Source organism: Streptomyces sp. NPDC053474, from assembly GCF_044544845.1.
In the GTDB taxonomy this organism is placed as follows: domain Bacteria; phylum Actinomycetota; class Actinomycetes; order Streptomycetales; family Streptomycetaceae; genus Streptomyces.
Window position 1 is genome coordinate 517,579 of the sequence record NZ_JBITXV010000001.1, and the last position, 25,025, is coordinate 542,603.

The 25,025-nt window shown below is 72.4% G+C and carries 24 protein-coding genes; 7 read left to right on the forward strand and 17 right to left on the reverse strand.

The genetic code is table 11. The features are described 5' to 3' along the window. Positions 1-226: 226 nt before the first annotated feature. Complete coding sequence (locus ACIG3E_RS02245) at positions 227-2,488, reverse strand: serine/threonine-protein kinase (RefSeq protein WP_399610156.1); 2,262 nt, start codon at positions 2,486-2,488, stop codon at positions 227-229. Between the two features lie 229 nt (positions 2,489-2,717). Then, entirely contained in the window at positions 2,718-4,424 is a 1,707-nt protein-coding gene (locus ACIG3E_RS02250; RefSeq protein ID WP_399610158.1) for a glycerol-3-phosphate dehydrogenase/oxidase, read from the reverse strand. A 228-nt stretch (positions 4,425-4,652) separates the two neighbouring features. Here ACIG3E_RS02250 and ACIG3E_RS02255 point away from each other — a divergent pair, with 228 nt between their 5' ends. Continuing rightward, positions 4,653-5,906 (forward strand): nucleotide sugar dehydrogenase, encoded by a 1,254-nt coding sequence (locus ACIG3E_RS02255; protein ID WP_399610160.1) that lies wholly within the window; start codon positions 4,653-4,655, stop codon positions 5,904-5,906. Between the two features lie 103 nt (positions 5,907-6,009). Further along, positions 6,010-6,582: a hypothetical protein gene (locus ACIG3E_RS02260; RefSeq protein WP_399610163.1), complete on the forward strand. Its 573-nt coding sequence runs from the start codon at positions 6,010-6,012 to the stop codon at positions 6,580-6,582. 74 nt (positions 6,583-6,656) lie between these two features. On the opposite strand, the gene ACIG3E_RS02265 is transcribed toward ACIG3E_RS02260, so the two are convergent. The 4 genes from ACIG3E_RS02265 to ACIG3E_RS02280 all read right to left on the reverse strand — a co-directional run bounded on the left by ACIG3E_RS02265 (position 6,657) and on the right by ACIG3E_RS02280 (position 11,114). Then, entirely contained in the window at positions 6,657-7,781 is a 1,125-nt protein-coding gene (locus ACIG3E_RS02265; protein WP_399610165.1) for a GuaB3 family IMP dehydrogenase-related protein, read from the reverse strand. A 112-nt stretch (positions 7,782-7,893) separates the two neighbouring features. Next, positions 7,894-9,402 carry an IMP dehydrogenase gene (gene guaB / locus ACIG3E_RS02270; protein WP_399610167.1) on the reverse strand — a complete coding sequence of 503 codons (1,509 nt, stop codon included), beginning with the start codon at positions 9,400-9,402 and terminating at the stop codon, positions 7,894-7,896. A gap of 255 nt (positions 9,403-9,657) precedes the next feature. After that, on the reverse strand, positions 9,658-10,233 hold the full coding sequence (locus tag ACIG3E_RS02275) for a sigma-70 family RNA polymerase sigma factor (RefSeq protein ID WP_138961349.1): 576 nt from the start codon (positions 10,231-10,233) through the stop codon (positions 9,658-9,660). Positions 10,234-10,502: 269 nt separating this feature from the next. Then, positions 10,503-11,114, reverse strand: coding sequence for a response regulator transcription factor (locus ACIG3E_RS02280; protein WP_003948568.1), 612 nt, complete (start codon positions 11,112-11,114; stop codon positions 10,503-10,505). Positions 11,115-11,492: 378 nt separating this feature from the next. Here ACIG3E_RS02280 and ACIG3E_RS02285 point away from each other — a divergent pair, with 378 nt between their 5' ends. Further along, on the forward strand, positions 11,493-11,819 hold the full coding sequence (locus tag ACIG3E_RS02285) for a WhiB family transcriptional regulator (protein ID WP_399610171.1): 327 nt from the start codon (positions 11,493-11,495) through the stop codon (positions 11,817-11,819). Positions 11,820-11,981: 162 nt separating this feature from the next. On the opposite strand, the gene ACIG3E_RS02290 is transcribed toward ACIG3E_RS02285, so the two are convergent. Further along, positions 11,982-12,878, reverse strand: a complete 897-nt coding sequence (locus ACIG3E_RS02290; RefSeq protein ID WP_399610174.1) for a LysR family transcriptional regulator — start codon at positions 12,876-12,878, stop codon at positions 11,982-11,984. Positions 12,879-12,957: 79 nt separating this feature from the next. Between ACIG3E_RS02290 and ACIG3E_RS02295 the strand changes: the two genes are divergently transcribed. After that, positions 12,958-13,626, forward strand: a complete 669-nt coding sequence (locus tag ACIG3E_RS02295) for an MOSC domain-containing protein (protein WP_399610177.1) — start codon at positions 12,958-12,960, stop codon at positions 13,624-13,626. Between the two features lie 80 nt (positions 13,627-13,706). Next, positions 13,707-14,480 (forward strand): SDR family oxidoreductase, encoded by a 774-nt coding sequence (locus ACIG3E_RS02300; protein WP_242721222.1) that lies wholly within the window; start codon positions 13,707-13,709, stop codon positions 14,478-14,480. 200 nt (positions 14,481-14,680) lie between these two features. On the opposite strand, the gene groL is transcribed toward ACIG3E_RS02300, so the two are convergent. The 3 genes from groL to ACIG3E_RS02315 all read right to left on the reverse strand — a co-directional run bounded on the left by groL (position 14,681) and on the right by ACIG3E_RS02315 (position 18,285). Next, positions 14,681-16,309 carry a chaperonin GroEL gene (gene groL / locus ACIG3E_RS02305; RefSeq protein WP_399610180.1) on the reverse strand — a complete coding sequence of 543 codons (1,629 nt, stop codon included), beginning with the start codon at positions 16,307-16,309 and terminating at the stop codon, positions 14,681-14,683. Positions 16,310-16,468: 159 nt separating this feature from the next. Beyond that, the gene (groES, locus tag ACIG3E_RS02310; RefSeq protein ID WP_030022440.1) at positions 16,469-16,777 is read right to left on the reverse strand and encodes a co-chaperone GroES; all 309 of its coding nucleotides are present in this window, start codon (positions 16,775-16,777) and stop codon (positions 16,469-16,471) included. 566 nt (positions 16,778-17,343) lie between these two features. Further along, the gene (locus ACIG3E_RS02315) at positions 17,344-18,285 is read right to left on the reverse strand and encodes a polysaccharide deacetylase family protein (RefSeq protein WP_399610184.1); all 942 of its coding nucleotides are present in this window, start codon (positions 18,283-18,285) and stop codon (positions 17,344-17,346) included. A gap of 90 nt (positions 18,286-18,375) precedes the next feature. Here ACIG3E_RS02315 and ACIG3E_RS02320 point away from each other — a divergent pair, with 90 nt between their 5' ends. Next, positions 18,376-19,581, forward strand: a complete 1,206-nt coding sequence (locus ACIG3E_RS02320) for an SAM-dependent methyltransferase (protein WP_399610186.1) — start codon at positions 18,376-18,378, stop codon at positions 19,579-19,581. A gap of 18 nt (positions 19,582-19,599) precedes the next feature. Here the strand turns inward: ACIG3E_RS02320 and ACIG3E_RS02325 are convergent, their stop codons facing one another. The 4 genes from ACIG3E_RS02325 to tsaB are packed head-to-tail and all read right to left on the reverse strand — an operon-like array spanning position 19,600 to position 22,202. After that, entirely contained in the window at positions 19,600-19,854 is a 255-nt protein-coding gene (locus ACIG3E_RS02325; protein ID WP_399610189.1) for a hypothetical protein, read from the reverse strand. After that, on the reverse strand, positions 19,851-20,966 hold the full coding sequence (tsaD, locus tag ACIG3E_RS02330) for a tRNA (adenosine(37)-N6)-threonylcarbamoyltransferase complex transferase subunit TsaD (protein WP_399610190.1): 1,116 nt from the start codon (positions 20,964-20,966) through the stop codon (positions 19,851-19,853). Before tsaD ends, ACIG3E_RS02325 begins: the two co-directional genes overlap by 4 nt. Beyond that, positions 20,959-21,510 carry a ribosomal protein S18-alanine N-acetyltransferase gene (gene rimI / locus ACIG3E_RS02335; protein ID WP_399610765.1) on the reverse strand — a complete coding sequence of 184 codons (552 nt, stop codon included), beginning with the start codon at positions 21,508-21,510 and terminating at the stop codon, positions 20,959-20,961. Before rimI ends, tsaD begins: the two co-directional genes overlap by 8 nt. Before the next feature lie 35 nt (positions 21,511-21,545). Continuing rightward, complete coding sequence (gene tsaB / locus ACIG3E_RS02340) at positions 21,546-22,202, reverse strand: tRNA (adenosine(37)-N6)-threonylcarbamoyltransferase complex dimerization subunit type 1 TsaB (RefSeq protein ID WP_399610192.1); 657 nt, start codon at positions 22,200-22,202, stop codon at positions 21,546-21,548. Positions 22,203-22,304: 102 nt separating this feature from the next. On the opposite strand from tsaB, the gene ACIG3E_RS02345 reads away from it, so the two are divergent. After that, the gene (locus tag ACIG3E_RS02345; protein WP_399610194.1) at positions 22,305-22,853 is read left to right on the forward strand and encodes a hypothetical protein; all 549 of its coding nucleotides are present in this window, start codon (positions 22,305-22,307) and stop codon (positions 22,851-22,853) included. Positions 22,854-22,858: 5 nt separating this feature from the next. On the opposite strand, the gene ACIG3E_RS02350 is transcribed toward ACIG3E_RS02345, so the two are convergent. The 3 genes from ACIG3E_RS02350 to ACIG3E_RS02360 all read right to left on the reverse strand — a co-directional run bounded on the left by ACIG3E_RS02350 (position 22,859) and on the right by ACIG3E_RS02360 (position 25,018). Further along, a complete protein-coding gene (locus ACIG3E_RS02350; protein ID WP_399610196.1) occupies positions 22,859-23,038 on the reverse strand; it encodes a hypothetical protein in 180 nt (59 codons plus the stop codon). 246 nt (positions 23,039-23,284) lie between these two features. Further along, positions 23,285-23,800, reverse strand: coding sequence for a tRNA (adenosine(37)-N6)-threonylcarbamoyltransferase complex ATPase subunit type 1 TsaE (gene tsaE, locus ACIG3E_RS02355; RefSeq protein ID WP_399610197.1), 516 nt, complete (start codon positions 23,798-23,800; stop codon positions 23,285-23,287). 18 nt (positions 23,801-23,818) lie between these two features. Further along, a complete protein-coding gene (locus ACIG3E_RS02360; RefSeq protein WP_399610200.1) occupies positions 23,819-25,018 on the reverse strand; it encodes an alpha/beta fold hydrolase in 1,200 nt (399 codons plus the stop codon). Positions 25,019-25,025: the final 7 nt, after the last annotated feature.

Genomic DNA, 25,025 nt, shown 5'->3' on the forward strand with positions numbered 1-25,025 from the left:
GCCCGGTGGTCAATTCCGTTCGTTTTACGGCTCGTTGCGCTTGCTTACCCTCCGCAAGCACTCACGATACGTCTCCAGGCCGGACCGTATTGACGGGATGCCAGATCTCACCGGATCGTCAACCACCGGTTCCGGCTCTTCTCGGGCCCCGCTTGCGGATCATCCGCGAGGCCCCCCGGGTCTCCGCCCGGCCCGCTCCTCGGACCACTCCCGGGTCGCCCCTGGGTCACTTCTTGGGCTCGAACGTGCGCGTGAACGTCCGCCAGGTGTCCCGGCGCTGGTCATCGCCCCAGCGGTCGGCCTTCGCCGTGTACATCAGTCCGTAGCCGAGACCGCCGTTGACCACGAAGCCGCGGTCGACCGAGCGGTACTTGGTGCCGCCGTCGACGTAGGTGAACTCCCAGTCGGCCGTGAGCCAGCCGCGGAAGCCCACCTTCTCTATCCGGATCCGCTTGTATGCCGCCCGGCGCATGCCCGACTCCTGGTTCTTCCAGTCGGCCACCGGATTGTCCTTGGGCGTGGTGGTCCAGCCGACGAGCAGCCGCTGGTCGTCCGGCCCCGTGAAGCGCGCGCCCGCGCGGTCCGTGCCCTTGAACGTCCAGCCCTTGGGCAGGCCGATCGAGAAGCCCTGCGGGTGCTTGTGCGTCGTCTCGGCGCCGTCGCCCTTGTCCTTGCCCTTCTCCTTGCCGTCCCCGCCGATGGGCGCGCCCTGACCGGCGCCGTCGTCCTTGCCGGAGCCCTGGTCCTCGCCCTGGTCGCCCTTGGCGCCGTCGTCCTTGGCGCCGTCGCCCTTGCCGGACCCGGACCCGTCGGACTTCCCGTCGTCGGTGTCCTTGCCCTTGCCCTCGCCGCCCGCGCTCGCGCCGCTGGAGGCGGACGTGCCGGTGCCCTTGCCGCCCTTGTCGCCCTCGTCGCCGTTGAGCGCGAAGGCGAGCACCGTGCCGAGCACGGCGAGCACGACGACCACCGCGATGATCACCAGCGTGCGCCGGGGCACCACGTCCGTGAGCGGCGCCCTGGCGGGCGGTCTGGGCGGTGTGCCGGGCGGCGTCCCGGGCTGGGCGGGCACCTGGGCGCCGAGCGGGGAACCGCCCCCCGCGGCGGCGGAGTTCCTCCCGGCACCGACACCGGAACCAGCGCTGGCGCCGAGGCCGGTGGCCGTGCTCGCGCCGGAGCCCGCCGCGGTGACGCGCGCCGCCGCCGGGCTGGTCGTGGGCCGCGCGGGAACACCGGTGCCGGTGCCGGTGCTCGTGCCCGTCGTAGGGTTCCCCGAAGTGACCGCTCCACCCACGGCTCCGGCCGCGGGGGCTCCGGCCGTCGGGGCTCCGGCCGGGGAGCCCGTCGCGGGCCCGCCGCCGCCCGTGCCCCGGTCCGTGGCGGAACCGCCCGTGGCGGAACCGCCGAGCGCCGTGGCCCCACCGGCCGCCGCGGCTCCAGCGCCCCGGGACGTCGCCGCCGCGGCCGCCTTCTTGCGCACCGAGCGGAACGCGCCCTTCAGCCGCTCCGCCGCCTCCTCGCCCTTGCGGCCGCCGGAGGTCCCGGGCCCCTGCGCGGGCACCGGAGGCACCGGCGGCAGGGGCACGACCTTCGTGGCGTCCGCCGGGTCCTCGGGGCGCCTGTCCGCCGCACCGTCCGGGGAGTTGATCACTTCCTGGAGCAGGGCCCGCGCGCTCGCGTCGTCGAGCCGCTGCTCGGGGTCCTTGGCGAGCAGGCCGTAGATGACCTTCTCCAGCAGCGGACCGGCGTTCTCCGGAGGGTCGACCGCCTCGGTCATGACGGCGGTGAGCGTGGCGATGGCCGAGCCCTTGTCGTACGGCGGCACGCCCTCCACCGCCGCGTAGATCAAGCCGCCGAGCGACCACATGTCGGCCGCGGGGCCGGGCTTGTGGCCGCGCGCCCGCTCCGGCGAGATGTACGAGGGAGCGCCGACGAGCATGCCCGTCGAGGTGATGGACGGGTCGCCCTCGACCTGGGCGATGCCGAAGTCGGTGAGGACCACCCGGCCGTCCTCGGCGATGAGGACGTTGGACGGCTTCACGTCGCGGTGCAGGATGCCCTCGCGGTGCGCGGAGCGCAGCACGTCGAGCACGGCGAGCCCGACCTCGGCCGCGCGCCGCGGCGTGAGCAGCCCGTCCTCGCGGACGGCCTCGGCGAGGGACTTGCCCTCGACCAGCTCCATCACGATCCACGGCCGGTCGTCCTCGTCGACCACGTCATAGACCGTCACCGCGCCAGTGTTGCGGATCCGGGCGATCGCCTTGGCCTCGCGGAGGGTGCGGGTGATGAGGCGCCGCTTCTCCTCGTCGTCGATGCTGGAGGGGAAGCGCAGCTCCTTCACGGCGACCGTGCGGCCCAGCGTCTCGTCCTTCGCCCGCCAGACCGTGCCCATGCCGCCCCGGCCGAGCACGTCACCGAGCCGGTACCGGCCCGCGAGGAGACGCGCGCTCTGATCCTGACGGGCCCCGCCCGTCTGCTCCGCCTCCGACATGCGTCCCCTCAACTACCCGCACAACCCGCCCTGACAGAGCCTTCATTGTCCCTCACCCGAGGACCGGTCAACGCCGCGGGTCGGATGTCCCACATGGTGGACTTCGTCGCCTCGCGAACCCCTGCGCACCACCCCAAACCCCCCTGGTCATACCCTCCTTGGCCACCCCGCTCCGGTCAAACCGCCCGATCTCTGGCGTGTCCTTCCTTGACAACCCCGGACCCGGCCTCTAGAGGGGCACGATGTCCGGCGCCCCGAGGCGGGCCGCGTCCGCCGTCAGGTCGTCCGGCTGGCGCTGGGACTCGCGCTCGGCCTCCACCCGCTTCTCGTAGTGCTGGACCTCGCGCTCGACTTGGCCCTTGTCCCAGCCGAGCACGGGCGCCATCAGCTCGGCGCACTCGCGGGCGCTGCGCGTGCCCCGGTCGAAGGTCTCGATGGAGATGCGGGTGCGGCGGGTCAGCACGTCGTCCAGGTGCCGGGCGCCCTCGTGCGAGGCCGCGTAGACGACTTCGGCGCGCAGATAGTCCTCGGCGGCGTGCAGCGGGGCGCCGAGCGAGGCGTCGGCCTCGATCAGCTCGATGACCTCTTCGGCCAGCGAGCCGTAGCGGTTCAACAGGTGCTCGACGCGCACCACGTGCAGGCCGGTGCGCGCGGCGATGCCCGCGCGGGCGTTCCACAGCGCGCGATAGCCCTCGGCGCCGACCAGGGGGATGTCCTCGGTGACGCACTCCGCGACGCGCTGGTCCAGGCCGTGCACCGCCTCGTCCACGGCGTCCTTGGCCATCACGCGGTACGTCGTGTACTTGCCGCCCGCCACCACGACCAGGCCGGGCGCGGGGTGCGCGACCGTGTGCTCCCGGGAAAGCTTGCTCGTGGCGTCCGACTCCCCGGCGAGCAGCGGGCGCAGGCCCGCGTACACCCCCTGGACGTCGTCGCGGGAGAGGGGGACCGCGAGGACCGAGTTCACATGCTCCAGGAGGTAGTCGATGTCCGCGCTGGAGGCCGCCGGGTGGGCCTTGTCCAGGTCCCAGTCCGTGTCGGTGGTGCCGACGATCCAGTGCCTGCCCCAGGGGATGACGAACAGGACGCTCTTCTCCGTGCGCAGGATCAGACCCGACGTCGAATTGATCCGGTCCTTCGGTACGACCAAATGGATGCCCTTGGACGCCCGGACGTGGAACTGGCCGCGCTCGCCGACCATCGCCTGGGTGTCGTCGGTCCACACCCCGGTGGCGTTGACGATCTGCTTCGCGCGGATCTCGTACTCCCCGCCCGCCTCGACGTCCTGGACGCGGGCGCCGACGACCCGCTCGCCCTCGCGGAGGAAGCCGGTCACCCGCGCGCGGTTGGCGGCCCGGGCGCCATAGGCCGCGGCGGTGCGCACGAGGGTGGCCACATAGCGGGCGTCGTCCATCTGCGCGTCGTAGTACTGGAGGGCCCCGACGAGGGCGTCCCGCTTCAGGCACGGGGCCACGCGCAGGGCGTGACGCCGGGTCAGGTGGCGGTGCATGGGCAGGCCCCGGCCGTGGCCGCGCGCCATCGACATCGCGTCGTACAGCGCGACGCCCGATCCGGCGTAGAGCCGCTCCCAGCCCTGGTGCTGCAAGGGGTACAGGAACGGCACCGGCTTCACCAGATGCGGGGCCAGGCGCTCCAGCAGCAGGCCGCGCTCCTTCAGGGCCTCTCTGACCAGCGCGAAGTCCAGCATCTCCAGATAGCGCAGGCCGCCGTGGATGAGCTTGCTCGACCGGCTCGACGTGCCCGACGCCCAGTCCCTGGCCTCGACGATGCCCGTGGTCAGGCCGCGCGTCACGGCGTCGAGCGCGGTGCCCGCGCCCACCACACCGCCGCCCACGACGAGAATGTCCAGCTCGCGCTCGGCCATGCCCGCGAGTGACTCGGCACGCTCCGCCGGCCCCAGAGTCGCTGTCCTCACCGCTGCCTCCCGTGGTCGTCGGGTGTGGTCGCGCTCACATCATGCCCAGATTCTTGTCGCGCTCGCCGAGTTCAGCCACCGCCTGTGGACAACACTCCGGCGACGGGCGGGGCCCAATGCCGCAAATCGGTCATATTTACTCCTAGTCTGACATTGCGCTGCCCCATCTTGTCCACAGGGCTTGCGCCCTCGTCCCGCTCCGGCTATTGGGAAGGACGGCTCACCGCCATGCCAGCAGACCTCGCCGTCATCGGCCTCGGCCACCTCGGCCTGCCCCTGGCCCAGGCCGCCGCCCACAGCGGCATCGCCACCATCGGCTACGACCCCGCCCGCGCACCCGAGCTCGCGAGCGGCCGCCTTCCCGGCGACGGCGCGGAGGGCACCCTCACCGCCGCCGACGTCCGCCGCATGCTCGCGGGCGGCTTCCGCCCGACGACCGACCCGGCCGAGCTCGGCCGGGTCCGCACCGCCGTCATCTGCGCGCCCACGCCGCGGGCGGCCGACCGCACGCTCGACCTCGGCCCCGTGGCCGAGGCCGCCCGCGCCCTGGCCGCACGCCTGCGCCCGCACACCACGGTCATCCTCGAATCGCCCGCCTACCCGGGAACCACGGAGGAATTCCTCCGCCCCCTCCTCGAAGAGGGCTCGGGCCTGCGCGCCGGACGCGACTTCCACCTCGCCTACTCCCCCGGCCGCCTCGACCCCGGCAGCCGCACCCACGGCTACGCCGGCACCCCCAAGGTCATCGGCGGCCTCACCCCCGCCTGCACCGAGTCCGCGGCCGCCTTCTACGGCCGCCTCACCGACAAGGTCGTACGCGCGCGTGGACCGCGGGAAGCCGAGACCGTGCACCTCCTGGAGACCAACTACCGCCACGTGAACATGGCGTTGGTCAACGAGATGGCCGTGCTCTGCCACGACCTCGGCATCGACCTCTGGGACGTCATCCGCTGCGCCGAGACCAAGCCCTTCGGCTTCCAGGCCTTCCGCCCGGGCCCCGGCGTCGGCGGCCACAGCGCGCCCCTGGAGGTGCCGGGCCCGGCCCACGGAGCCCGCCCCCTGCGCATGGTCGAACTCGCCCAGCAGGTCAACGACCGCATGCCCGGCTACGTCATCCAGCGCGCCGCGACCCTGCTCAACGAACACGGCAAGTCCGCCCGCGGCGCGCGCGTGCTGCTTCTCGGCATCACGTACAAGCCGGACGTCGCCGACCAGCAGGGCGCCCCCGCCCAGGAGATCGCGGTCCGTCTCATGCAGCTCGGCGCCGCCGTCAGCTACCACGATCCGTACGTGGCCCACTGGAACGTTCTCGGCCATCCCGTCCCACGCGCGGACAGCCTCTACGAAGCGGCCGCCGACGCCGATCTGACGATCCTGCTCCAGCAGCACCGCACCTACGACCTCCAGGGTCTGGCCGTGAAGGCCCAGCTCCTGCTCGACACCCGGGGCGCGACCCCGGCGGGCGCCGCCCACCGCCTCTGATCCCCCGTCCGACCCCCTGGGGCACGTCCGCCGCTGCTGCTACCGTGCGGATCCAGCCATTTACCGCACACCAGTGCACTCATATGTCCCAGGGGGAAACCACATGACGCAGCCCACGCCTCCAGGCCAGCCATACGGCCAGCCGCAACACCCCCAGCAGCCATACGGCCAGCCGGGCTACGGCTACCCCCAGCAGCCCTACGGCCAGCAGCCGTACGCGCCCTTCCCGCCGCAGCAGGGCGGTTTCCCGGTGCCGCCCGGCCCGGCGCCGCACCGCGGCAACCCTGGCCTCGGGATCGTCGTCGCCGTCGTGACCGCCCTGGTGGCCGCAGGCGTCTACGGCGCGATCATCGGCGCCACGGAGCACGAGATCGGCTGGGCCGCCGTGGGCGTCGGCTTCGTCGTGGGCCTGGCCGCCGGGAAGGTCGGCGGCAGCCATCCGGCGCTCGGCGTGGTCAGCGCGGCCCTGTCGCTCGGCGCGGTCTACTTCGGCCAGCTGATCGGCGAGGCCATGATCGCCGCCGACAAGACGCCGTGGACCTTCTCGGAGATCTTCATCGACCACTTCGACCTCCTCCAGGAGGCGTGGAAGAAGGACGCCGACGCGATGACCTTCGTGTTCTTCGCGATAGCCGCGGTGGCGGCCTTCGGCGGCGCGCAGCGCGCGGCGCGCTAGCCGGACAGCGAAGGGGCCCGGGCCGCCCGACGGCGGCCCGGGCCCCTTCGTATCTGCTCAAGCGCAGCGCGGCGTCACCGCTTGTGCTGCGAGTCCGCCACCGTCACCTCGACGCGCTGGAACTCCTTGAGCTCGCTGTAGCCGGTCGTGGCCATCGCGCGGCGCAGGGCGCCGAAGAAGTTCATCGAGCCGTCCGGGATGTGCGACGGGCCCGTGAGGATCTCCTCGGTGGTGCCGACGGTGCCCAGGTCGACCTTCTTGCCGCGCGGCACGTCCTCGTGGACGGCCTCCATGCCCCAGTGGTGGCCCCGGCCCGGCGCGTCCGTGGCGCGCGCGAGCGGGGAGCCCATCATCACGGCGTCCGCGCCGCAGGCGATGGCCTTGGGCAGGTCACCCGACCAGCCCACGCCGCCGTCCGCGATGACGTGCACGTAGCGGCCGCCGGACTCGTCCATGTAGTCGCGGCGGGCGGCGGCGACGTCGGCCACGGCGGTGGCCATGGGGACCTGGATGCCCAGGACGTTGCGCGTGGTGTGGGCGGCGCCGCCGCCGAAGCCAACGAGGACACCGGCCGCGCCGGTGCGCATCAGGTGCAGGGCGGCCGTGTACGTGGCGCAGCCGCCGACGATGACCGGGACGTCCAGCTCGTAGATGAACTGCTTCAGGTTCAGCGGCTCGGCGGCGCCGGAGACGTGCTCGGCCGACACCGTCGTACCGCGGATCACGAAGATGTCCACGCCCGCGTCCACGACGGCCTTGGAGAACTGCGCGGTGCGCTGCGGGGAGAGCGCGGCGGCGGTGACGACGCCCGCGTCGCGCACCTCCTTGATGCGCTGCCCGATCAGCTCTTCCTTGATGGGGGCGGCGTAGATCTCCTGGAGGCGGCGGGTGGCGGCCTCGGCGGGCAGCTCACCGATCTCGTCGAGCAGCGGCTGCGGGTCCTCGTACCGCGTCCACAGGCCTTCCAGGTTCAGCACGCCGAGGCCGCCGAGCTCGCCGATGCGGATGGCGGTCGACGGCGACACCACGGAGTCCATGGGGGCCGCGAGGAAGGGCAGCTCGAAGCGGTAGGCGTCGATCTGCCAGGCGATCGAGACCTCCTTCGGGTCGCGGGTGCGCCGACTCGGTACGACGGCGATGTCGTCGAAGGCGTACGCCCGGCGGCCGCGCTTGCCGCGCCCGATCTCGATCTCAGTCACGTGTGTGGCCCTTCAGCTTTCCTACGGCACTCCGTATGCCGTTCCAGTATCCCCGACACGCGCGCGTGGGGGCGGCCCGGGATTCCGGACCGCCCCCACGCGCGCGTGGCCGCTACTTGTTGCGGCTGTAGTTCGGTGCCTCGACGGTCATCTGGATGTCGTGCGGGTGGCTCTCCTTGAGGCCCGCCGACGTGATCCGCACGAACCGGCCGTTCGCCTGGAGCTCGGGCACCGTACGGCCGCCCACGTAGAACATCGACTGGCGCAGACCGCCCACCAGCTGGTGCACGACCGCGGACAGCGGGCCGCGGTAGGGCACCTGACCCTCGATGCCCTCGGGCACCAGCTTCTCGTCGGAGGCGACGCCCTCCTGGAAGTACCGGTCCTTGGAGAAGGAGCGCTGGTCACCACGGGACTGCATGGCGCCGAGGGAGCCCATGCCGCGGTACGACTTGAACTGCTTGCCGTTGATGAAGAGCAGCTCGCCCGGGGACTCCTCGCAGCCCGCGAGCAGCGAGCCGAGCATGACCGTGTCCGCGCCGGCGACGAGCGCCTTGGCGATGTCTCCGGAGTACTGCAGGCCGCCGTCGCCGATCACCGGGACACCGGCTTCCTTGGCGGCGAGCGACGCTTCGTAGATGGCCGTTACCTGCGGTACGCCGATGCCGGCGACGACGCGGGTGGTGCAGATGGAGCCGGGGCCGACGCCGACCTTGATGCCGTCGACACCGGCGTCGATGAGGGCCTTCGCGCCGTCACGGGTGGCGATGTTGCCGCCGATGACGTCGACGCCGCTGGAGTTCGACTTGATCTTGGCGACCATGTCGCCGACCAGGCGGGAGTGGCCGTGCGCGGTGTCGACGACGATGAAGTCGACCCCCGCCTCGATCAGCGCCTGGGCGCGGTCGAAGGCGTCACCGGCGACACCGACGGCGGCACCGACGATCAGGCGGCCCTCGGCGTCCTTCGCGGCGTTCGGGTACTTCTCGGCCTTCACGAAGTCCTTGACCGTGATGAGGCCCTTGAGGACGCCGCTGTCGTCGACCAGCGGCAGCTTCTCGATCTTGTGGCGGCGCAGCAGCTCCATGGCGTCCACGCCCGAGATGCCGACCTTGCCGGTGACCAGCGGCATCGGCGTCATGACCTCGCGCACCTGGCGGGAGCGGTCCGCCTCGAAGGCCATGTCGCGGTTGGTGACGATGCCGAGCAGCTTGCCCGCGCCGTCGGTCACCGGGACGCCGCTGATGCGGAACTTGGCGCAGATCGCGTCGGCCTCGCCGAGCGTGGCGTCCGGGTGCACGGTGATGGGGTCCGTCACCATGCCGGACTCGGAGCGCTTGACCAGGTCGACCTGGTTCGCCTGGTCGGCGATCGACAGGTTCCGGTGCAGTACGCCGACGCCGCCCTGGCGGGCCATGGCGATGGCCATGCGGGACTCGGTGACCTTGTCCATCGCGGCCGAGAGCAGCGGGACGTTCACCCGGACGTTCTTCGAGACGTGCGAGGCGGTGTCGATGTCACCCGGCGCCATGTCCGACGCGCCCGGCAGCAGCAGCACGTCGTCGTAGGTCAGCCCGAGTGTCGCGAATTTCTCGGGCACTCCGTCGACGTTTGCAGTCATGACACCTTCCCCAAATGGCCTTGATCGGTGCGGATGTCCATGCTAACGGGAAGCGCGGCTCTCTCATTCCACAGTTCCGGGCGCCCTACGGCTTCGTAGGTTCACACAGAGTCTTCTCGGGGCCCTCGTCGGCCGGGTCGTGCCCGGTACGGCCGGAGTGCGCCGCTTCGCAACGCGCCGTCGCGGCGGAAAAGAGATCCTGGCCACAGGGGCCGGAACGGGACGGGATCCACCGCTCCGGCACGGGCGGGGGCGCTACTGCTCGGCCAGGGCCCGCAGACGGCTCAGCGCCCGGTGCTGGGCCACCCGGACCGCGCCGGGCGACATGCCCAGCATCTGCCCGGTCTCCTCTGCGGTGAGGCCGACGGCGACGCGGAGCAGCAGCAGCTCGCGCTGGTTCTCGGGGAGGTTGGCCAGGAGCTTCTTGGCCCATTCCGCGTCGCTGCTGAGCAGCGCGCGCTCCTCGGGTCCGAGGGAGTCGTCGGGCCGCTCGGGCATCTCGTCCGAGGGCACGGCGGTCGACCCCGGGTGGCGCATCGCCGCCCGCTGGAGGTCCGCGACCTTGTGCGCGGCGATGGCGAAGACGAAGGCCTCGAAGGGCCGCCCGGTGTCGCGGTAGCGCGGCAGGGCGAGCAGGACCGCGACGCAGACCTCCTGCGCGAGGTCCTCCACGAAGTGGCGGGCGTCACCCGGGAGTCGGGAGAGCCGGGTGCGGCAGTAGCGGATGGCGAGGGGGTGCACATGGGCCAGGAGGTCGTGCGTGGCCTGCTCGTCACCCTCGACAGCGCGAAGGACGAGGGCACCGATCACCGTCGTCTTGTCCTCGCGCATCGGTCCATGGTGCCTCGGCGCTGACTGATCTGTGGCACCGCGTCCATAGTTGTGCACCGAAGCGTTATGAGCAGGTGCGCCGAAACTCATCTCCCGCACCCTCCCCTTGCGCTCGGCCGACTCGTCCCCAAGGAACTCCACACCTTCAAGGATGCGGCATCGGCGACGAAGCGCCACAAGCCGCTCCCGCGGCGGGCGGTTGCGGGTGCCCATGGCCCCGCCCGCCGCACGGCGGGCGGGGATCGCCATGCCCCCCCGCGACAACCCGTCTAGCGAACCAGGCCCCAGCGGAAGCCGAGCGCCACCGCGTGCGCCCGGTCCGAGGCGCCGAGCTTCTTGAAGAGGCGCCTGGCGTGCGTCTTCACCGTGTCCTCGGAGAGGAAGAGCTCGCGCCCGATCTCCGCGTTGGACCGGCCGTGGCTCATGCCCTCCAGGACCTGGATCTCCCGCGCGGTGAGCGTGGGCGCGGCCCCCATCTCGGCCGACCTCAGCCGCCGCGGGGCGAGCCGCCAGGTCGGGTCGGCGAGGGCCTGGGTGACGGTCGCGCGCAGCTCGGCGCGCGAGGCGTCCTTGTGCAGATAGCCGCGGGCGCCCGCGGCGACCGCGAGCGCGACCCCGTCCAGGTCCTCGGCGACGGTGAGCATGATGATGCGCGCCCCGGGGTCGGCGGAGAGCAGCCGCCGCACGGTCTCGACGCCGCCCAGTCCGGGCATGCGTACGTCCATCAGGATCAGGTCCGAGCGGTCGGCGCCCCAGCGGCGGAGGACTTCCTCGCCGTTGGCCGCTGTCGTCACGCGCTCCACGCCGGGCACGGTCGCGACCGCGCGGCGCAGCGCCTCTCGGGCGAGCGGGGAGTCGTCGCAGACGAGGACGGATGTCATGGCCGTCCTCCGCAGCTGATGCGCGTCACCTTGAGCCTCCAGGCTGGTACAAGTCGTCACCTGTGCGGTTGACGCACTCGGACACCTGCCCGAGCACTTGTTGTTTCAACCGCCTCCGCACTCTCAACGATGGTCACTCGAAAGAGTTACGGGTCGGACTGCCGCCTTCGGCACTCTACGTGAGGGCGCGGACACGGCACAGGCGGCATGAAACCGCACATACCCAGTTGAGGGCTATGCCCCATTTAGCGGCTTTTCTTCCCTTTTCCCGGTGTCTGTGGCTAGATTCGCAATGAGTCATATTTTCATCTCCTTAGACAGTAGATGTACGGTCATGGGCACCGTATCCGCGTCACGACGGCTACCAGGAGACACGCAATGGCAGATTTCTCCCGCCTCCCCGGACCGAACGCAGATCTGTGGGACTGGCAGCTCCTCGCGGCCTGCCGCGGGGTGGACAGCTCGCTCTTCTTCCACCCGGAGGGCGAGCGCGGCGCGGCACGGAGCGCGCGCGAGAACTCGGCCAAAGAGGTCTGCATGCGCTGCCCGGTGCGCGCGGAGTGCGCCGCGCACGCGCTCGCCGTACGGGAGCCGTACGGCGTGTGGGGCGGCCTCACCGAGGACGAACGGGAAGAGCTGATGGGACGCGCGCGCAACCGGCTGGTCGCGGCGTCGACCGGGGGCGGGGGCGCCGCTTCCCCCTGACACCGCGCGGGCCCGACAGCGAGAAGGAACGTTTCCCCTCCCGTGTGCGCGGGCCCTCTCCCGTGCCCGCGGGCCCTCTCCCGTGCCCGCGGGCCGAGCGCAGGCCAAGCGCCCAGCACGTCGCTGGGCGATCAGCGCGTCGCCAGGCGCTCAGCGGCGTACTCAGCGCTCGGCGGCGCGGGCCAGTCGGTCGAGGGTCGCCGCGACCGCAGGTACCTGGGCCAGATCCGGCAGGGTGAGCGCGACGATCTCGCGGCGCACGGCGGGCTCCACCACCACCGCGCGGGCCCCCTTGGGGCGCACCGACTCAAGGGCGAGCTCGGGCAGGACGGCGACGCCGAGACCCGCGCCGACCAGGCCGATCACCGCCGGGTAGTCGTCGGTCGCGAAGTCGATGCGGGGCTCGAAGCCCGCGCCGCGGCAGACCTCGACGAGCTGGCGGCGGCAGCGCGGACAGCCCGCGATCCACGACTCGTCGGCCAGCTCGCCGATGGTGACGGCGTCGGCCTTCGCCAGGCGGTGCCCCTCCGGGACGAGGCCGACGAGCCGGTCGGCGAGCACCGGCCGGACGACGAGGTCGTCCCACTCCTCGGCGGCGCTCGCCCCCTCGTACCGGAAGGCGAGGGCCACGTCGCAGTCGCCCTCGCGGAGCATCTCCACCGAGCGCGGCGGCTCGGCCTCCTCCAGGGAGACACGGGTGCCGGGGTGGGCGGCGCGCAGGGCGGCGAGTGCGCCGGGCACGAGCGTGGAGGAGCCGCTGGGGAAGGAGACGAGCCGGACCCGGCCCGCGCGCAGGCCCGCGATCGCGGCGACCTCCTCCTCGGCCGCGGTCAGCCCGGCGAGGATGCCCGCGGCATGCCTGACCAGGGCCTCGCCCGCCTGCGTGAGGCGCATCTCGCGGCCCGTACGGATGAGCAGCGGAGTGCCCGTGGACGCCTCCAGGGCCTTCATCTGCTGGCTGACGGCGGGCTGGGTGCAGCCGAGCTCGCGGGCCGCGGCCGAGAAGGAGCCGGTGGCGGCCACGGCGCGCAGGACACGGAGATGACGGGCCTCGATCATGCGTCGAGCATAAGTGACCCTTGGAAGGAATGCACAATATTGCGTAGCTGCTTTGAGCACGCTCCCTTAGCCTGACCGCATGAAGCTTCTCTCCGTGAATGTGGGTCGTCTGAAGTCCGTCCCGTACACCAGCTCGCCCAGCGGTCTCACCGGGATCGACAAACAGCCGGTGGACGAGCCCGTTCGGGTGACGGCGCCCGGCCCCAAGGGCACCGGCGGCAGCGGACTCGCGGGGGACTCGATCGGCGAACTGCGCCACCACGGCGGGAACGACCAGGCGGTGTACGCCTTCGCGCGCGAGGACCTCGACGCCTGGGGGCGGCGGCTCGGCCGCGAGCTGCCCAACGGAGTGTTCGGCGAGAACCTCACCACGACCGGCGTCGACGTGAACGGCGCGCTGATCGGGGAGCGTTGGCGCGTCGGCGCGGACCTGCTCCTGGAGGTCACCTCGTCCCGCATCCCGTGCCGTACGTTCCAGGGCCACCTGGGCGAGGAGGCCTGGGTGCGGCGGTTCACCGAGGCGCTGCTGCCCGGCGCGTATCTGCGGGTGCTCGAACCGGGCACGATCCAGGCGGGCGACGCGGTCGAGATCGCGCACCGCCCTGACCACGACGTCACCGTAGCGCTGCAGTTCAGGGCGGTGACCACGGATCGCACGCTGCTGCCGAGGCTGCTCGCGGCCGGGGACGCGCTGCACCCCGAGGCGACGGACAAGGCCCTCAAGTACGTGGAGAAGCACGGCGGTTGACGCGCGCCGGGGCGCCCGCGCCGGCCCGGCGCGCGGGGCGCGTGGCGCGGAGGCGCCCGTGGCCTCACTAGCCTTGGTCCATGACTACGGCTCTCATCACGGGTGCGACCTCGGGCATCGGTGCCGCCTTCGCACGGCGCCTGGCCACCGACGGCCACAACCTCGTCCTGGTGGCACGCGACACGAAGCGGCTGCGGGAGCAGGCGACCGAGTTGCACGACCGGCACGGCAACGAGGTGGAGGTACTGACGGCGGACCTCTCCACGGACGACGGGATCGCAGCCGTCGAACAGCGACTCGCGAACCGCCGTGACCCGGTCGACCTGCTCGTCAACAACGCGGGGTTCGCCAACAAGGGCCGCTATCTGGAAGTCTCGATGGCCGACGAGCTGACGATGCTGAAGGTGCACTGCGAGGCGGTGCTCCGGCTGACGTCGGCGGCGGTGGAGGCGATGCGGGAGCGCGGGCGCGGGGGCGTCGTGAACGTGGCGTCGGTGGCCGCCTTCGTGCCGCGCGGCACCTACGGGGCGTCGAAGGCGTGGATCGCGCAGTTCACCCAGGGCGCGGCGCGGGACCTCGCCGGGTCCGGGGTGCGGCTGATGGCCCTGTGCCCCGGCTTCGTCCGCACCGAGTTCCACGAGCGGGCGGGCATGGGCACGGACAACATCCCCAAGTGGATGTGGCTGGACGCGGACAAGCTCGTCGCCACCGCCCTGACCGACCTGGCCCGCGGCAAGTCCCTCTCCGTGCCCGACCCCCGCTACAAGGCCATGATGGGCGTGGTGAAGGTGACGCCGCGCGCCCTCCTCGGCGGGGTGACGTCACGGACCGGACGGAAGTACGGGCCGCGGTAGCAGCGCCCCGAAGGGGGGCGGGGAACCGCGCGAGGACGGACCACTGCCCGCAGTCGGCAGGACGGTGCGCCCCGGCGGACGGAGAACCGCAAGCGCGAAGGCCCGGTATCCCGCGACGGGATACCGGGCCTTCGTCATGCCGGGCCTTCGTCAGCCCGGGCCTTCGTCAGCCCGAGTCGACCGCTCGACTCAGGTCACGCTCAGTGGGAGTGACCGTGGCCGTGGCCGTGACCGGCGTCGGCCTCTTCCTCGGCCGGCTTCTCGACGACCAGGGTCTCGGTCGTGAGCAGCAGGGAGGCGATGGAGGCCGCGTTCTCCAGGGCGGAGCGCGTGACCTTCACGGGGTCGATGACGCCGGCCTTGACCAGGTCGACGTACTCGCCGGTCGCGGCGTTGAAGCCGAAGCCCTTGTCCAGCTCCGCCACCTTGGTGGTGATGACGTAGCCCTCGAGGCCGGCGTTCTCGGCGATCCAGCGCAGCGGCTCGACGACGGCGCCACGGACGACGGCGACACCGGTGGCCTCGTCGCCCTCCTTGCCGAGGCCGCCCTCGAGCACCTTGGCGGCGTGGACGAGCGCGGAGCCACCACCGGAGACGATGCCCTCCTCGACCGCGGCGCGGGTCGCGGAGATGGCGTCCTCCAGACGGTGCTTCTTCTCCTTCAGCTCCACCTCGGTGGCGGCGCCGACCTTGATCACGCACACGCCGCCGGCCAGCTTCGCGAGGCGCTCCTGGAGCTTCTCGCGGTCCCAGTCGGAGTCGGTGGTCTCGATCTCGGCCTTGATCTGGGCGACGCGGGCCTCGACGTCGGCAGCGTTGCCGCCGCCGTCGACGATGGTGGTGTCGTCCTTGGTGATCGTCACGCGGCGGGCGGAGCCGAGCACGTCGAGACCGACCTGGTCGAGCTTGAGGCCGACCTCTTCGGCGATGACGGTGCCGCCGGTGAGGGTGGCCATGTCGCCGAGCATCGCCTTGCGGCGGTCGCCGAAGCCGGGGGCCTTCACCGCGACGGCGTTGAAGGTGCCGCGGATCTTGTTCACGACGAGGGTCGAGAGGGCCTCGCCCTCGACGTCCTCGGCGATGATCAGGAGCGGCTTCGAGGAGCCGGCCTGGATGACCTTCTCCAGGAGCGGCAGCAGGTCCTGGATGGAGGCGATCTTGCCCTGGTGGATGAGGATGTACGGGTCCTCGAGGACGGCCTCCATGCGCTCCTGGTCCGTCACGAAGTACGGCGACAGGTAGCCCTTGTCGAAGGCCATGCCCTCGGTGAAGTCCAGCTCAAGGCCGAAGGTGTTGGACTCCTCGACGGTGATGACACCGTCCTTGCCGACCTTGTCCATCGCCTCGGCGATGAGCTCGCCGACCTGCTGGTCCTGGGCGGAGAGCCCGGCCACGGCGGCGATGTCGGACTTGTCGTCGATCGGCCGCGCGGTGGCGAGCAGCTCGTCGGAGACGGCCTTGACGGCGGCGTCGATGCCCTTCTTCAGGGCGGCCGGGGACGCACCGGCGGCGACGTTGCGCAGGCCTTCCTTGACCAGGGCCTGGGCGAGCACGGTGGCGGTGGTGGTGCCGTCACCAGCGATGTCGTTGGTCTTGGTCGCCACCTCCTTCACCAGCTGGGCACCGAGGTTCTCGTACGGGTCCTCGACCTCGACCTCACGGGCGATGGTGACGCCGTCGTTGGTGATGGTCGGGGCGCCGAACTTCTTGTCGATGACGACGTTGCGGCCGCGGGGGCCGATCGTCACCTTGACCGTGTCGGCAAGCTTGTTGACGCCGCGCTCAAGGGCGCGACGGGCGTCCTCGTCGAACTTCAGGATCTTCGCCATGGGAGCGATTCAGCCCTCTCGGAAACTCAGGGGGCCCGGGGGGACCCCCGGGAAAGATGCAGTAACGAACTGCGCCCCTCGCCGCCCGGCAATCAGCGGGGTGACCAGGGGCGCAGCGCGAAACAAATCTGCTGGGTGAAGCAGGTGACTAGCGCTCGATCACTTCTCGATGATCGCGAGCACGTCGCGGGCGGAGAGCACCAGGTACTCGTCGCCGTTGTACTTCACCTCGGTGCCGCCGTACTTGCTGTAGAGCACGACGTCGCCGACCTGCACGTCGAGCGGCAGGCGCTCGCCGTTCTCGAAGCGGCCCGGGCCCACGGCGAGGACGGCGCCCTCCTGGGGCTTCTCCTTCGCGGTGTCCGGAATAACCAGGCCAGAGGCCGTGGTCTGCTCGGCGTCGAGCGGCTGGACCACGATGCGGTCCTCAAGCGGCTTGATGGCAACCTTGGAGCTGGCGGTCGTCACGATCCGACCTCCCCCTTCGGAGATCTCGCGGGGTTAACTGATCTAGAGGTGGCGACCAGGTCGATCCGTCGTCGCGGGTGCCGGACCTGCCCGTCGCTTCTGGCACTCTCCAGGTGGGAGTGCCAGGCCTGAGACTAGGACGGCGATTAGCACTCGGTCAAGCGGAGTGCCAATTGGCTGCCGCCTGCTTGGCAGGTTTCCCCTCTGCGCGGGGTGGGCGAGGGGCTAGCGCGGGGCCGTGGGCGGGGGCTCCTTTGGGCAACGTTTCGCGTGCGGGGTGGGTTCCGCGCGGGGCGCGGGGGTGCTGGGGCTTCGCCCGGAGAGGGGCCTCTCCGCCTGGGGCCCCGTCAACGGTTGCTCGGCGCCTGGGGCTGTGCCCACCCTTCCCCAAGCTCTCGGCTCCGCTCGAGCAGGGGATGCCCCACTCGCCGTGCGGAACGATTGCCCACAGCTAGGAGCCATTCTTTCGGCCGCCTTTCTGCCCAGGCGTTCGATCGGGTCCACCGACTGGGCGCAGGACGTCAGCAGGAGGGGGAGCAGGAGGGTCGCCGCGGTGGCGGTGCGCCTCACAGGTAGTCCTCCAGGCGGGCCACCGCGTACCCCCTGTCGGTGACCGTCTTCAGGACCGTGCGGACCATGTCGGGCATCGTGCCCTTCCAGTCCTCGCGGCCCCGGAAGTGCGTGAGGATGATGTCGCCGGGGTGCAGGTCCTTGTCCCATTCGCGCCACTCCATGTGGTCGGCGAAGCCCTCGGACGCCCACAGCGGCACCGCCTTGACGCCGCAGGACTTGGCGGCGCGCAGGGTGTCGCGGTTGTAGTTGCCGTACGGCGGCCGGAACAGCTCGGGGCGCTTGCCGTACCGCCGCTCGATGACGTCCTGCATGCCGCAGATCTCGTGCCGCTGGGCCTCGTACGAAAGGCCGGGCAGATAGCGGTGGTTGAGGGTGTGGTTGTTCAGCGCGACGCCCTGGTCCCGCATCCGCTTGAAGTAGCCGTAGTCCTCCTTGACGAGGTAGTCGCTGAGGAACGCGGTGTACGGGATCTTCAGGTCGCTCATCATCCACAGGAAGGCCGGATCCTTCTCGGCGCCGTCGTCGACGGTCAGGAAGACGACCTTGTCCTTGGTGGGCACCGTGGTGAACACCGGCGGCAGCTCCGCCTGCCCCCGCACCTCGAAGCCCTCGCGCGTGGCGGGGCGCGTCTTGGCGGCGGGCGCGGCGGGCGCCGTGAGCGGCACCGCAGCGAGCCCCCAGCGCTTCGCCGCGGCGGCCCGCGCGGCCTGGCTCGCGCGCAGCCGCTGGGCGTACTCGCGCAGGGCCTGGGCGGGCGGGGCGAGGCGCGGCTGCTGGCCGTGGGCGGCTTGGGCCCCGTGCTCGCGGCCCGCACCGGCGTCCGGGTCCACCGCGCAGCCGGAGGCGACCGCGCCGACGCCGAGCGCGGCAAGGACGAGCAGCGCCCGGCCCCTCACCTTTCCTGCCGATTCTCCATTTTGTCGTACTAGTCGCATGGCGCCGGATCCTCGCAGTTCAGAGCCCTGCCAAGGGCTCGACACCGCCGCCGGACGCGCACCTTCCACCGACTGGCCCACAATGGGCCGGTGAACGCTCCGCACGATCCGCAGCCCTCCACGACGGCCTTCGCCGCGCTCCTCACCGCCGAGGGCACCGCCCTCCTCGACGCCGTACGGGATGTCGAACCGGCCGCGGAGCTCGCGGTCGCGACCCGGCTGCGCCGCGACCACCCCGCCGATCTGGTCTCGGCGGCGCTCGCCCAGGCGCGGCTGCGGCAGCGGGCGGTGGCGAAGTTCGGCGCCGGGGACGCCGCGCGGATGTTCTTCACGCCGAACGGCGTCGAGCAGTCCACGCGCACGTCCGTCGCGACGTACCGGGCGGAGCGGTTCAAGGAGCTCGGCGTGCGGCGGATCGCCGATCTGTGCGGCGGCATCGGCGGCGACGCGCTGGCGCTCGCGCGCGCCGGAATCGAGGTCCTCGCCGTCGACCGCGACCCGCTGACCTGCGCGGTCGCCCGTGCGAACGCCGCCGCCCTCGGCCTGGAGGACCTCATCGAGGTCCGCGAGGCGGATGTCACGGAGGTGGACACGACCGGGTACGACGCGGTCTTCGTGGACCCGGCACGCCGGGGCGGGCGCGGCCGGATCTTCGACCCGGAGGCGTACTCGCCCCCGCTGTCCTGGGCGGTGGCGGCCGCCAGGAAGGCCCCGCGCGCGGCCCTGAAGATCGCCCCCGGCATCCCGCACGAGGCGGTGCCCGAGGAGGCGGAGGCCGAGTGGATCTCGGACGGCGGGGACGTGAAGGAGGCGGTGCTGTGGTTCGGCACGGACGCGCCCGGCTCGCACCGGGCGACCCTCCTGCCCTCACGCGCCACTTTGTGCGCGGGGCGCGCGACGATGCTCCCGGACCCCGATGTGCGCCCCGTCGGCCGCTATCTGTACGAGCCGGACGGCGCCGTCATCCGCGCCCACCTCGTCGCGGAGGTCGCCGCACGGGTCGAGGGCGGGCTCGTCGACGAGACGATCGCCTACGTCACCTCCGACGTGGTCCGCACGACGCCGTACGCCAGCGCGTACGAGATCACGGACCAGCTGCCGTTCAACGTGAAGAAGCTGAAGGCGCTGCTGCGGGAGCGGGAGGTCGGCGTGCTCACGGTCAAGAAGCGGGGCTCGGCCGTGGAGCCGGAGGAGCTCCGCCGCAAGGTGAAGCCCCGGGGCCCCGGCTCCGCCACGGTCTTCCTCACCCGGGTCGCGGGCGCGCCCACCATGCTCGTGGGGCACCCGGCCCCCTGACCCCGCCCGGGGAGGGCACTAGGAGTCGACGGGCTCGAAGCGCCAGCGGTGCGGCGCCCGGGACACCAGGTCCCCGGGCGGCGCGGGCAGCTCCGGCAGCTCGGCGTCGTAGGCGGCGTCCCACCAGGTGATGACGAGGACGCGGTCCTGGGGCGCGCGGAAGGTCTCCCGGCGCGCCGGCGCGGCCGCGAGGTCCTGGGCGCGCGCCCAGGCGAGCAGCTCGGGCCCGCGCCCCTCGGCGGCGCGGGCCTCCCACATCAGCGCGACGCTCATGAGTAGAGGTTGTCCTTGCTGACCTCGTGCACGTGGTCGTGATCGTGGGTGTGGGCGTGCGCGCCCGGCACGTGCGGCTCCGTCACCGGCAGGGAGGAGTCCGCCGAGAGCCCGAGGTCCGACGGCCGCCTGCCCCGCGCGACCATCTCCGCGCCGAGGGCCGCGACCATCGCGCCGTTGTCCGTGCAGAGCTTGGGCCGCGGCACCCGCAGGCGGATGCCCGCGCGCTCGCAGCGCTCCTCGGCGAGCGCGCGCAGGCGGCTGTTCGCGGCGACGCCGCCGCCGATCATCAGGTGGTCGACGCCCTCGTCCTTGCAGGCCCTGACCGCCTTGCGGGTGAGCACGTCGACGACCGCCTCCTGGAAGGACGCGGACACGTCCCGCACCGGCACGTCCTCGCCCGCGGCCCGCTTGGCCTCGATCCAGCGCGCCACGGCCGTCTTCAGGCCGGAGAAGGAGAAGTCGTACGCGGGGTCGCGCGGGCCGGTCAGACCGCGCGGGAAGGCGATCGCCTCGGGGTCGCCCTCGCGCGCGTACCGGTCGATGACGGGGCCGCCGGGGAAGCCCAGGTTCAGCACCCGCGCGATCTTGTCGAAGGCCTCCCCCGCCGCGTCGTCGATGGTGGCGCCGAGGGGCCGGACGTCGGCGGTGATGTCCGTGGAGAGCAGCAGCGAGGAGTGCCCGCCGGACACGAGGAGCGCCATCGTCGGCTCGGGCAGCGCGCCGTGCTCCAGCTGGTCCACGCAGATGTGCGAGGCCAGGTGGTTCACGCCGTACAGCGGCTTGCCGAGCGCGTACGCGTACGCCTTCGCGGCCGAGACGCCGACGAGCAGCGCGCCCGCGAGACCGGGTCCCGCGGTGACGGCGATCCCGTCGAGGTCGGAGGCGACGACGCCCGCGTCCTTCAGGGCGCGCTGGATGGTCGGGACCATCGCCTCCAGGTGCGCGCGCGAGGCGACCTCGGGCACGACGCCGCCGAAGCGCGCGTGCTCGTCGACGCTGGAGGCGACGGCGTCGGCGAGCAGCGTGGTGCCGCGCACGATGCCGACGCCGGTCTCGTCGCAGGAGGTCTCGATGCCGAGGACGAGGGGCTCGTCGCGGAGGTCAGCCATGGATCTCGGTTCCTTGTACGCCGTTCACGGGGCCGTCGGCCCGGCCGTTCGGGGAGGGGTGGGGGGCCTGCGGCAGGGCAGAGGGGTCCGAGAGGCGCATCACCAGCGCGTCCACGTTCCCCGGCTGGTAGTAGCCGCGGCGGAAGCCGATCGGCTCGAACCCGAAGCGCTCGTACAGCTTCTGCGCCCGGGTGTTGTCCACGCGCACCTCGAGCATCACCTCGGTGGCCTCGAAGGCGGTCGCGTGCCGCAGGAGCTCGGTGAGCAGCCGCGCGCCGAGCCCGGTGCCCCACTGGTCCCGGGCCACGGCGATGGTCTGCACGTCGGCGGCCAGCGCGTCGCCGCCGTCGGAGTCGGTGCCCGCCACCGCGAGCCCGCCGTAGCCGACCAGGCGCTCGCCGTCGTACGCCACCAGATAGCGGCGCGTCGAGCCCGGCCCGCGCGCGTGCGCGAGCTCGGACCAGAACATACCGCGCGACCAGGCGTCCTCCGGGAAGAGCTCCTTCTCCAGGGCGAGGACGGGATCGATGTCCCACCAGCGCATCTCGCGCAGCACGGCGGCGTGGGTCGTCACGGTGGTCACTGGGGGGTGACCACCTTGTAGTTCTTGGGCACCTGCGCGTCCGGGCGGCGCAGATACAGCGGGCGCGGCTCCAGGAGCTCCTCGCCCGCGGCCAGCTTCCCGGCGGCGAGCGCGGCCAGGGCGGCGGCCGCCACGTGCTCGGGCCCGCGGGCGTCGGGGAAGGTGTCCGGGTAGAGCGCGGCGCCCGCGCCGACGGCCGGAAGCCCGGCGACCTGCTCGGCGATGTCGGCGGGCCGGTCCACGGCGGGCCCCGAGACGCGCGTGCGCGGGTTCTCGTACCGGGCCCAGTAGACCTCCTTGCGGCGCGCGTCGGTGGCCACGACGAAGGGGCCGTCCTCGATCCCGGAGGCGTACGCCAGGCCGTCGAGCGTGCACACCCCGTACACGGGCACGCCGAGCGCGAGGCCGAAGGTGTCGGCCGTCATCAGGCCTACCCGCAGACCGGTGTACGGCCCGGGGCCCACCCCGGCGACGACGGCGGTGACCGCGTCGAGTCTCACGCCCGCGTCGGCGAGGACGCGGTCGACGGCGGGCAGCAGCAGCTCACCGTGGCGGCGCGCGTCGACCTGACTCGACTCGGCGACGACGGACGTGCCGTCGTGCAGCGCGACGGTGACGGCGGGGGTTGCGGTATCCAGAGCGAGCAAGAGCACGCGAACAGCCTACGGCTCCGAGGCCCCGCGCACGGCCGCACCGGCCAGGGGTGCGCCTGCTGCTACCGTCACTCCATAGCCGTACGTAGGGAAGGTGGCTCAGTGTCCAGGACCAGCTCGGGATTCGTGGCCGGGCTCACCGCCGCCGCCCTCGCCGTGGTCGGATTCCTCGCCTACCAGGCCTCCGCGAGCGCGCCGGACGACCTGAACGCGCGGCCGGACAAGTCCCCCACGACCCCCACGAAGTCCCCCAAGGGCAAGGGCGGCTCGCTGGCCCTCCCGGACCGCTCGGGCACCGGCAAGCGGGTCGTGTACTCGCTGGAGGGCGACCGGGTCTGGCTGGTCGGCGACTCCGGCAAGGCGAAGCGCACGTACAAGGTCACGCCGAGCACCGTCGACCCCGAGCCCGGCACCTACGAGGTCACCTCGCGCCAGGGCCAGGTCACCGGCTCGGACGGCAGGCAGGTCGAGCACGTCGTGCGCTTCACGGCGGTCGACGGCATAACAGTGGGGTTCAGCGCGGCGCTCAACGGCTCCACGGAGAAGCCGGACCCCGCGAAGAAGACCGGCGGCATCCGCTCCTCCCGCGAGGACGGCAACGCGATGTGGGACTTCGCGATCATCGAGACGACGGTCGTCGTCGTCAAGTAGCCCCGCTACGCGGCGTCGCGCCGCGGTTCGTCCACGGGGGCTTCCTGGGGCACAGGGGCGGCCGGAGGCGTGGAGACGGCGCTCGCGGCGGCGCACGACGCGAGCAGCTCGCCCATCGAGCAACTGGACGGCTGCGCCGTCAGCCCCTGCGGCCGGGGCTGTACGTCTCGTTCTGAAGCCGGCATGGACGCCTCCTGGGGCTTCGGGAGCAGACGTGGTTAGGTAGACCTAACCAGTACCGGTATCCATGTGAACACGCCCGGCACCCGCCACGCAACATCTTACCGACGCCTTGTCGGAAAATGTGGACGGCAACGGTCCCTGGCCGGGCGGCAGGACGAACAACCGGCCGGGGCGGCGAGGACGGAACGAGCAGCCGAAGAACCTCCGAGACGGCGCGGAGAGAGAACCTCAGACGGCCAGGGCGCTCGTCAAACGGCCAGGACGCTCAGATCGACGTCCTGCCAGCGCGCCCCGATCCCGTGCACCGCGATCTCGCGTCCCTCGTCCGTGGCGTCTCCCACGGCCCGGTGGATGACCAGGTGCAGCCGGTCGTCCGACAGCTCCTCGACCTTGCCGTCGCCCCACTCGACGACAACCACGGAGTCCGGGAGCGACACGTCCAGGTCCAGGTCCTCCATCTCGTCGAGCCCGCCGCCCAGACGGTACGCGTCCACGTGCACCAGGGCGGGGCCGTCGCCGAGCGGCGGGTGGACGCGGGCGATGACGAACGTCGGCGAGGTGACGGCACCGCGCACGCCGAGGCCCTCGCCGAGGCCGCGCGTCAGCGTCGTCTTGCCCGCGCCGAGCTCGCCGGTGAGCATGACGAGATCACCCGGGCGCAGGACCTTGGCCAGGCGGCGGCCCAACTCGCCCATCTGCTCGGGGGAGTTGACGGCGATCTTCAGGGTGGCGGCGGGGACGGCGGGGCTGTGCGGTGCTTCCATGGGCCCCACGGTAACCGGTCAGCCGGTGCCGACCGCGCCCGTCCGTGCCAGCAGGTCCGCCAGGCGGTCGGTGACCACCTCCGGGTGCTCCAGCATGACCAGGTGACCGGCGTCCGGCACCAGGACGAGCTCCGCGTCCGGCAGCAGATCGGCCATCACCTCGCTGTGCTCGCTCGGCGTGACCAGGTCCTTGTCCCCGGCGAGCACGAGCACGGGCAGCTCGGCGAAGTGCTTGAGGGCGTCGGCCTTGTCGTGCTCGGTGAACGCCGGGTAGAACTCCGCGACCACGTCGATCGGCGTGGACTCGATCATCCGCTCCGCGAACCGCGCGACCGCAGGGTCGACGTCCTTCGACGAGAACGAGTACCGCTTGATGATGCCCGCGAACAGGTCGGACGTGGCCCGCCGCCCGCGCTCCACCAGCTCGGCCTGCGAGCCGAGCGCCCGCAGGACGCCGGGCAGCACGCGCCGCACGGCGTTCACCCCCGCCACCGGGAGCCCGAAGTTGACTTCCCCGAGCCCGCCGGCGGACGTACCGACGAGGGCGACACCGACCACGCGCTCGCGGATCAGCTCCGGGAACTGGTCGGCGAGGGCCATCGTCGTCATGCCGCCCATGGAGTGCCCGACGAGGACCAGCGGCCCCTCGGGCGCGGCCGCGTCGATGACGGCTTTCAGGTCCCGGCCGAGCCGGTCGATGGTGACCGGCTCGCGGTCGCGCAGCCGGGTCGCGCCGCGCCCCGAGCGGCCGTGGCTGCGCTGGTCCCAGTACACGGCCCGGACGACGCCGCGCAGGGCGGCGCGCTGGAAGTGCCAGGAGTCCTGGCTGAGGCAGTAGCCGTGGCTGAACACGACGGTGACGGGGGCGGGCGCCCGCCGCCCGAACAGCCGACGCCGCCGAGCGGCCTGCGGGCCCTCGGCCCCCACCTCGTCGACCTCGAAGGCGAGCTCCGTGCCGTCGTCGGCGTACGCCTTGCCGGGTGTGCCGCGCAGCGAGCCGTACGGCCCCGAGGCGTCGAGGGCGAGACGGGCCTTCTTGCGCATGCCGCGCCCGACCGTGAGCCGCTCGATGGCGACCCCGGCGGCGGCGCCCGCCGCGATGACTCCTATGGCGGCGCCCGCGACCCCGGCCCGCCGCCACGTCGTCACCGCGCCGCCCGGCCGTCCCGCCACCGCCTCGACCACCTCGGCGGCCGCCCCCGTGCTGCCCTCGCCCACGTGCCGC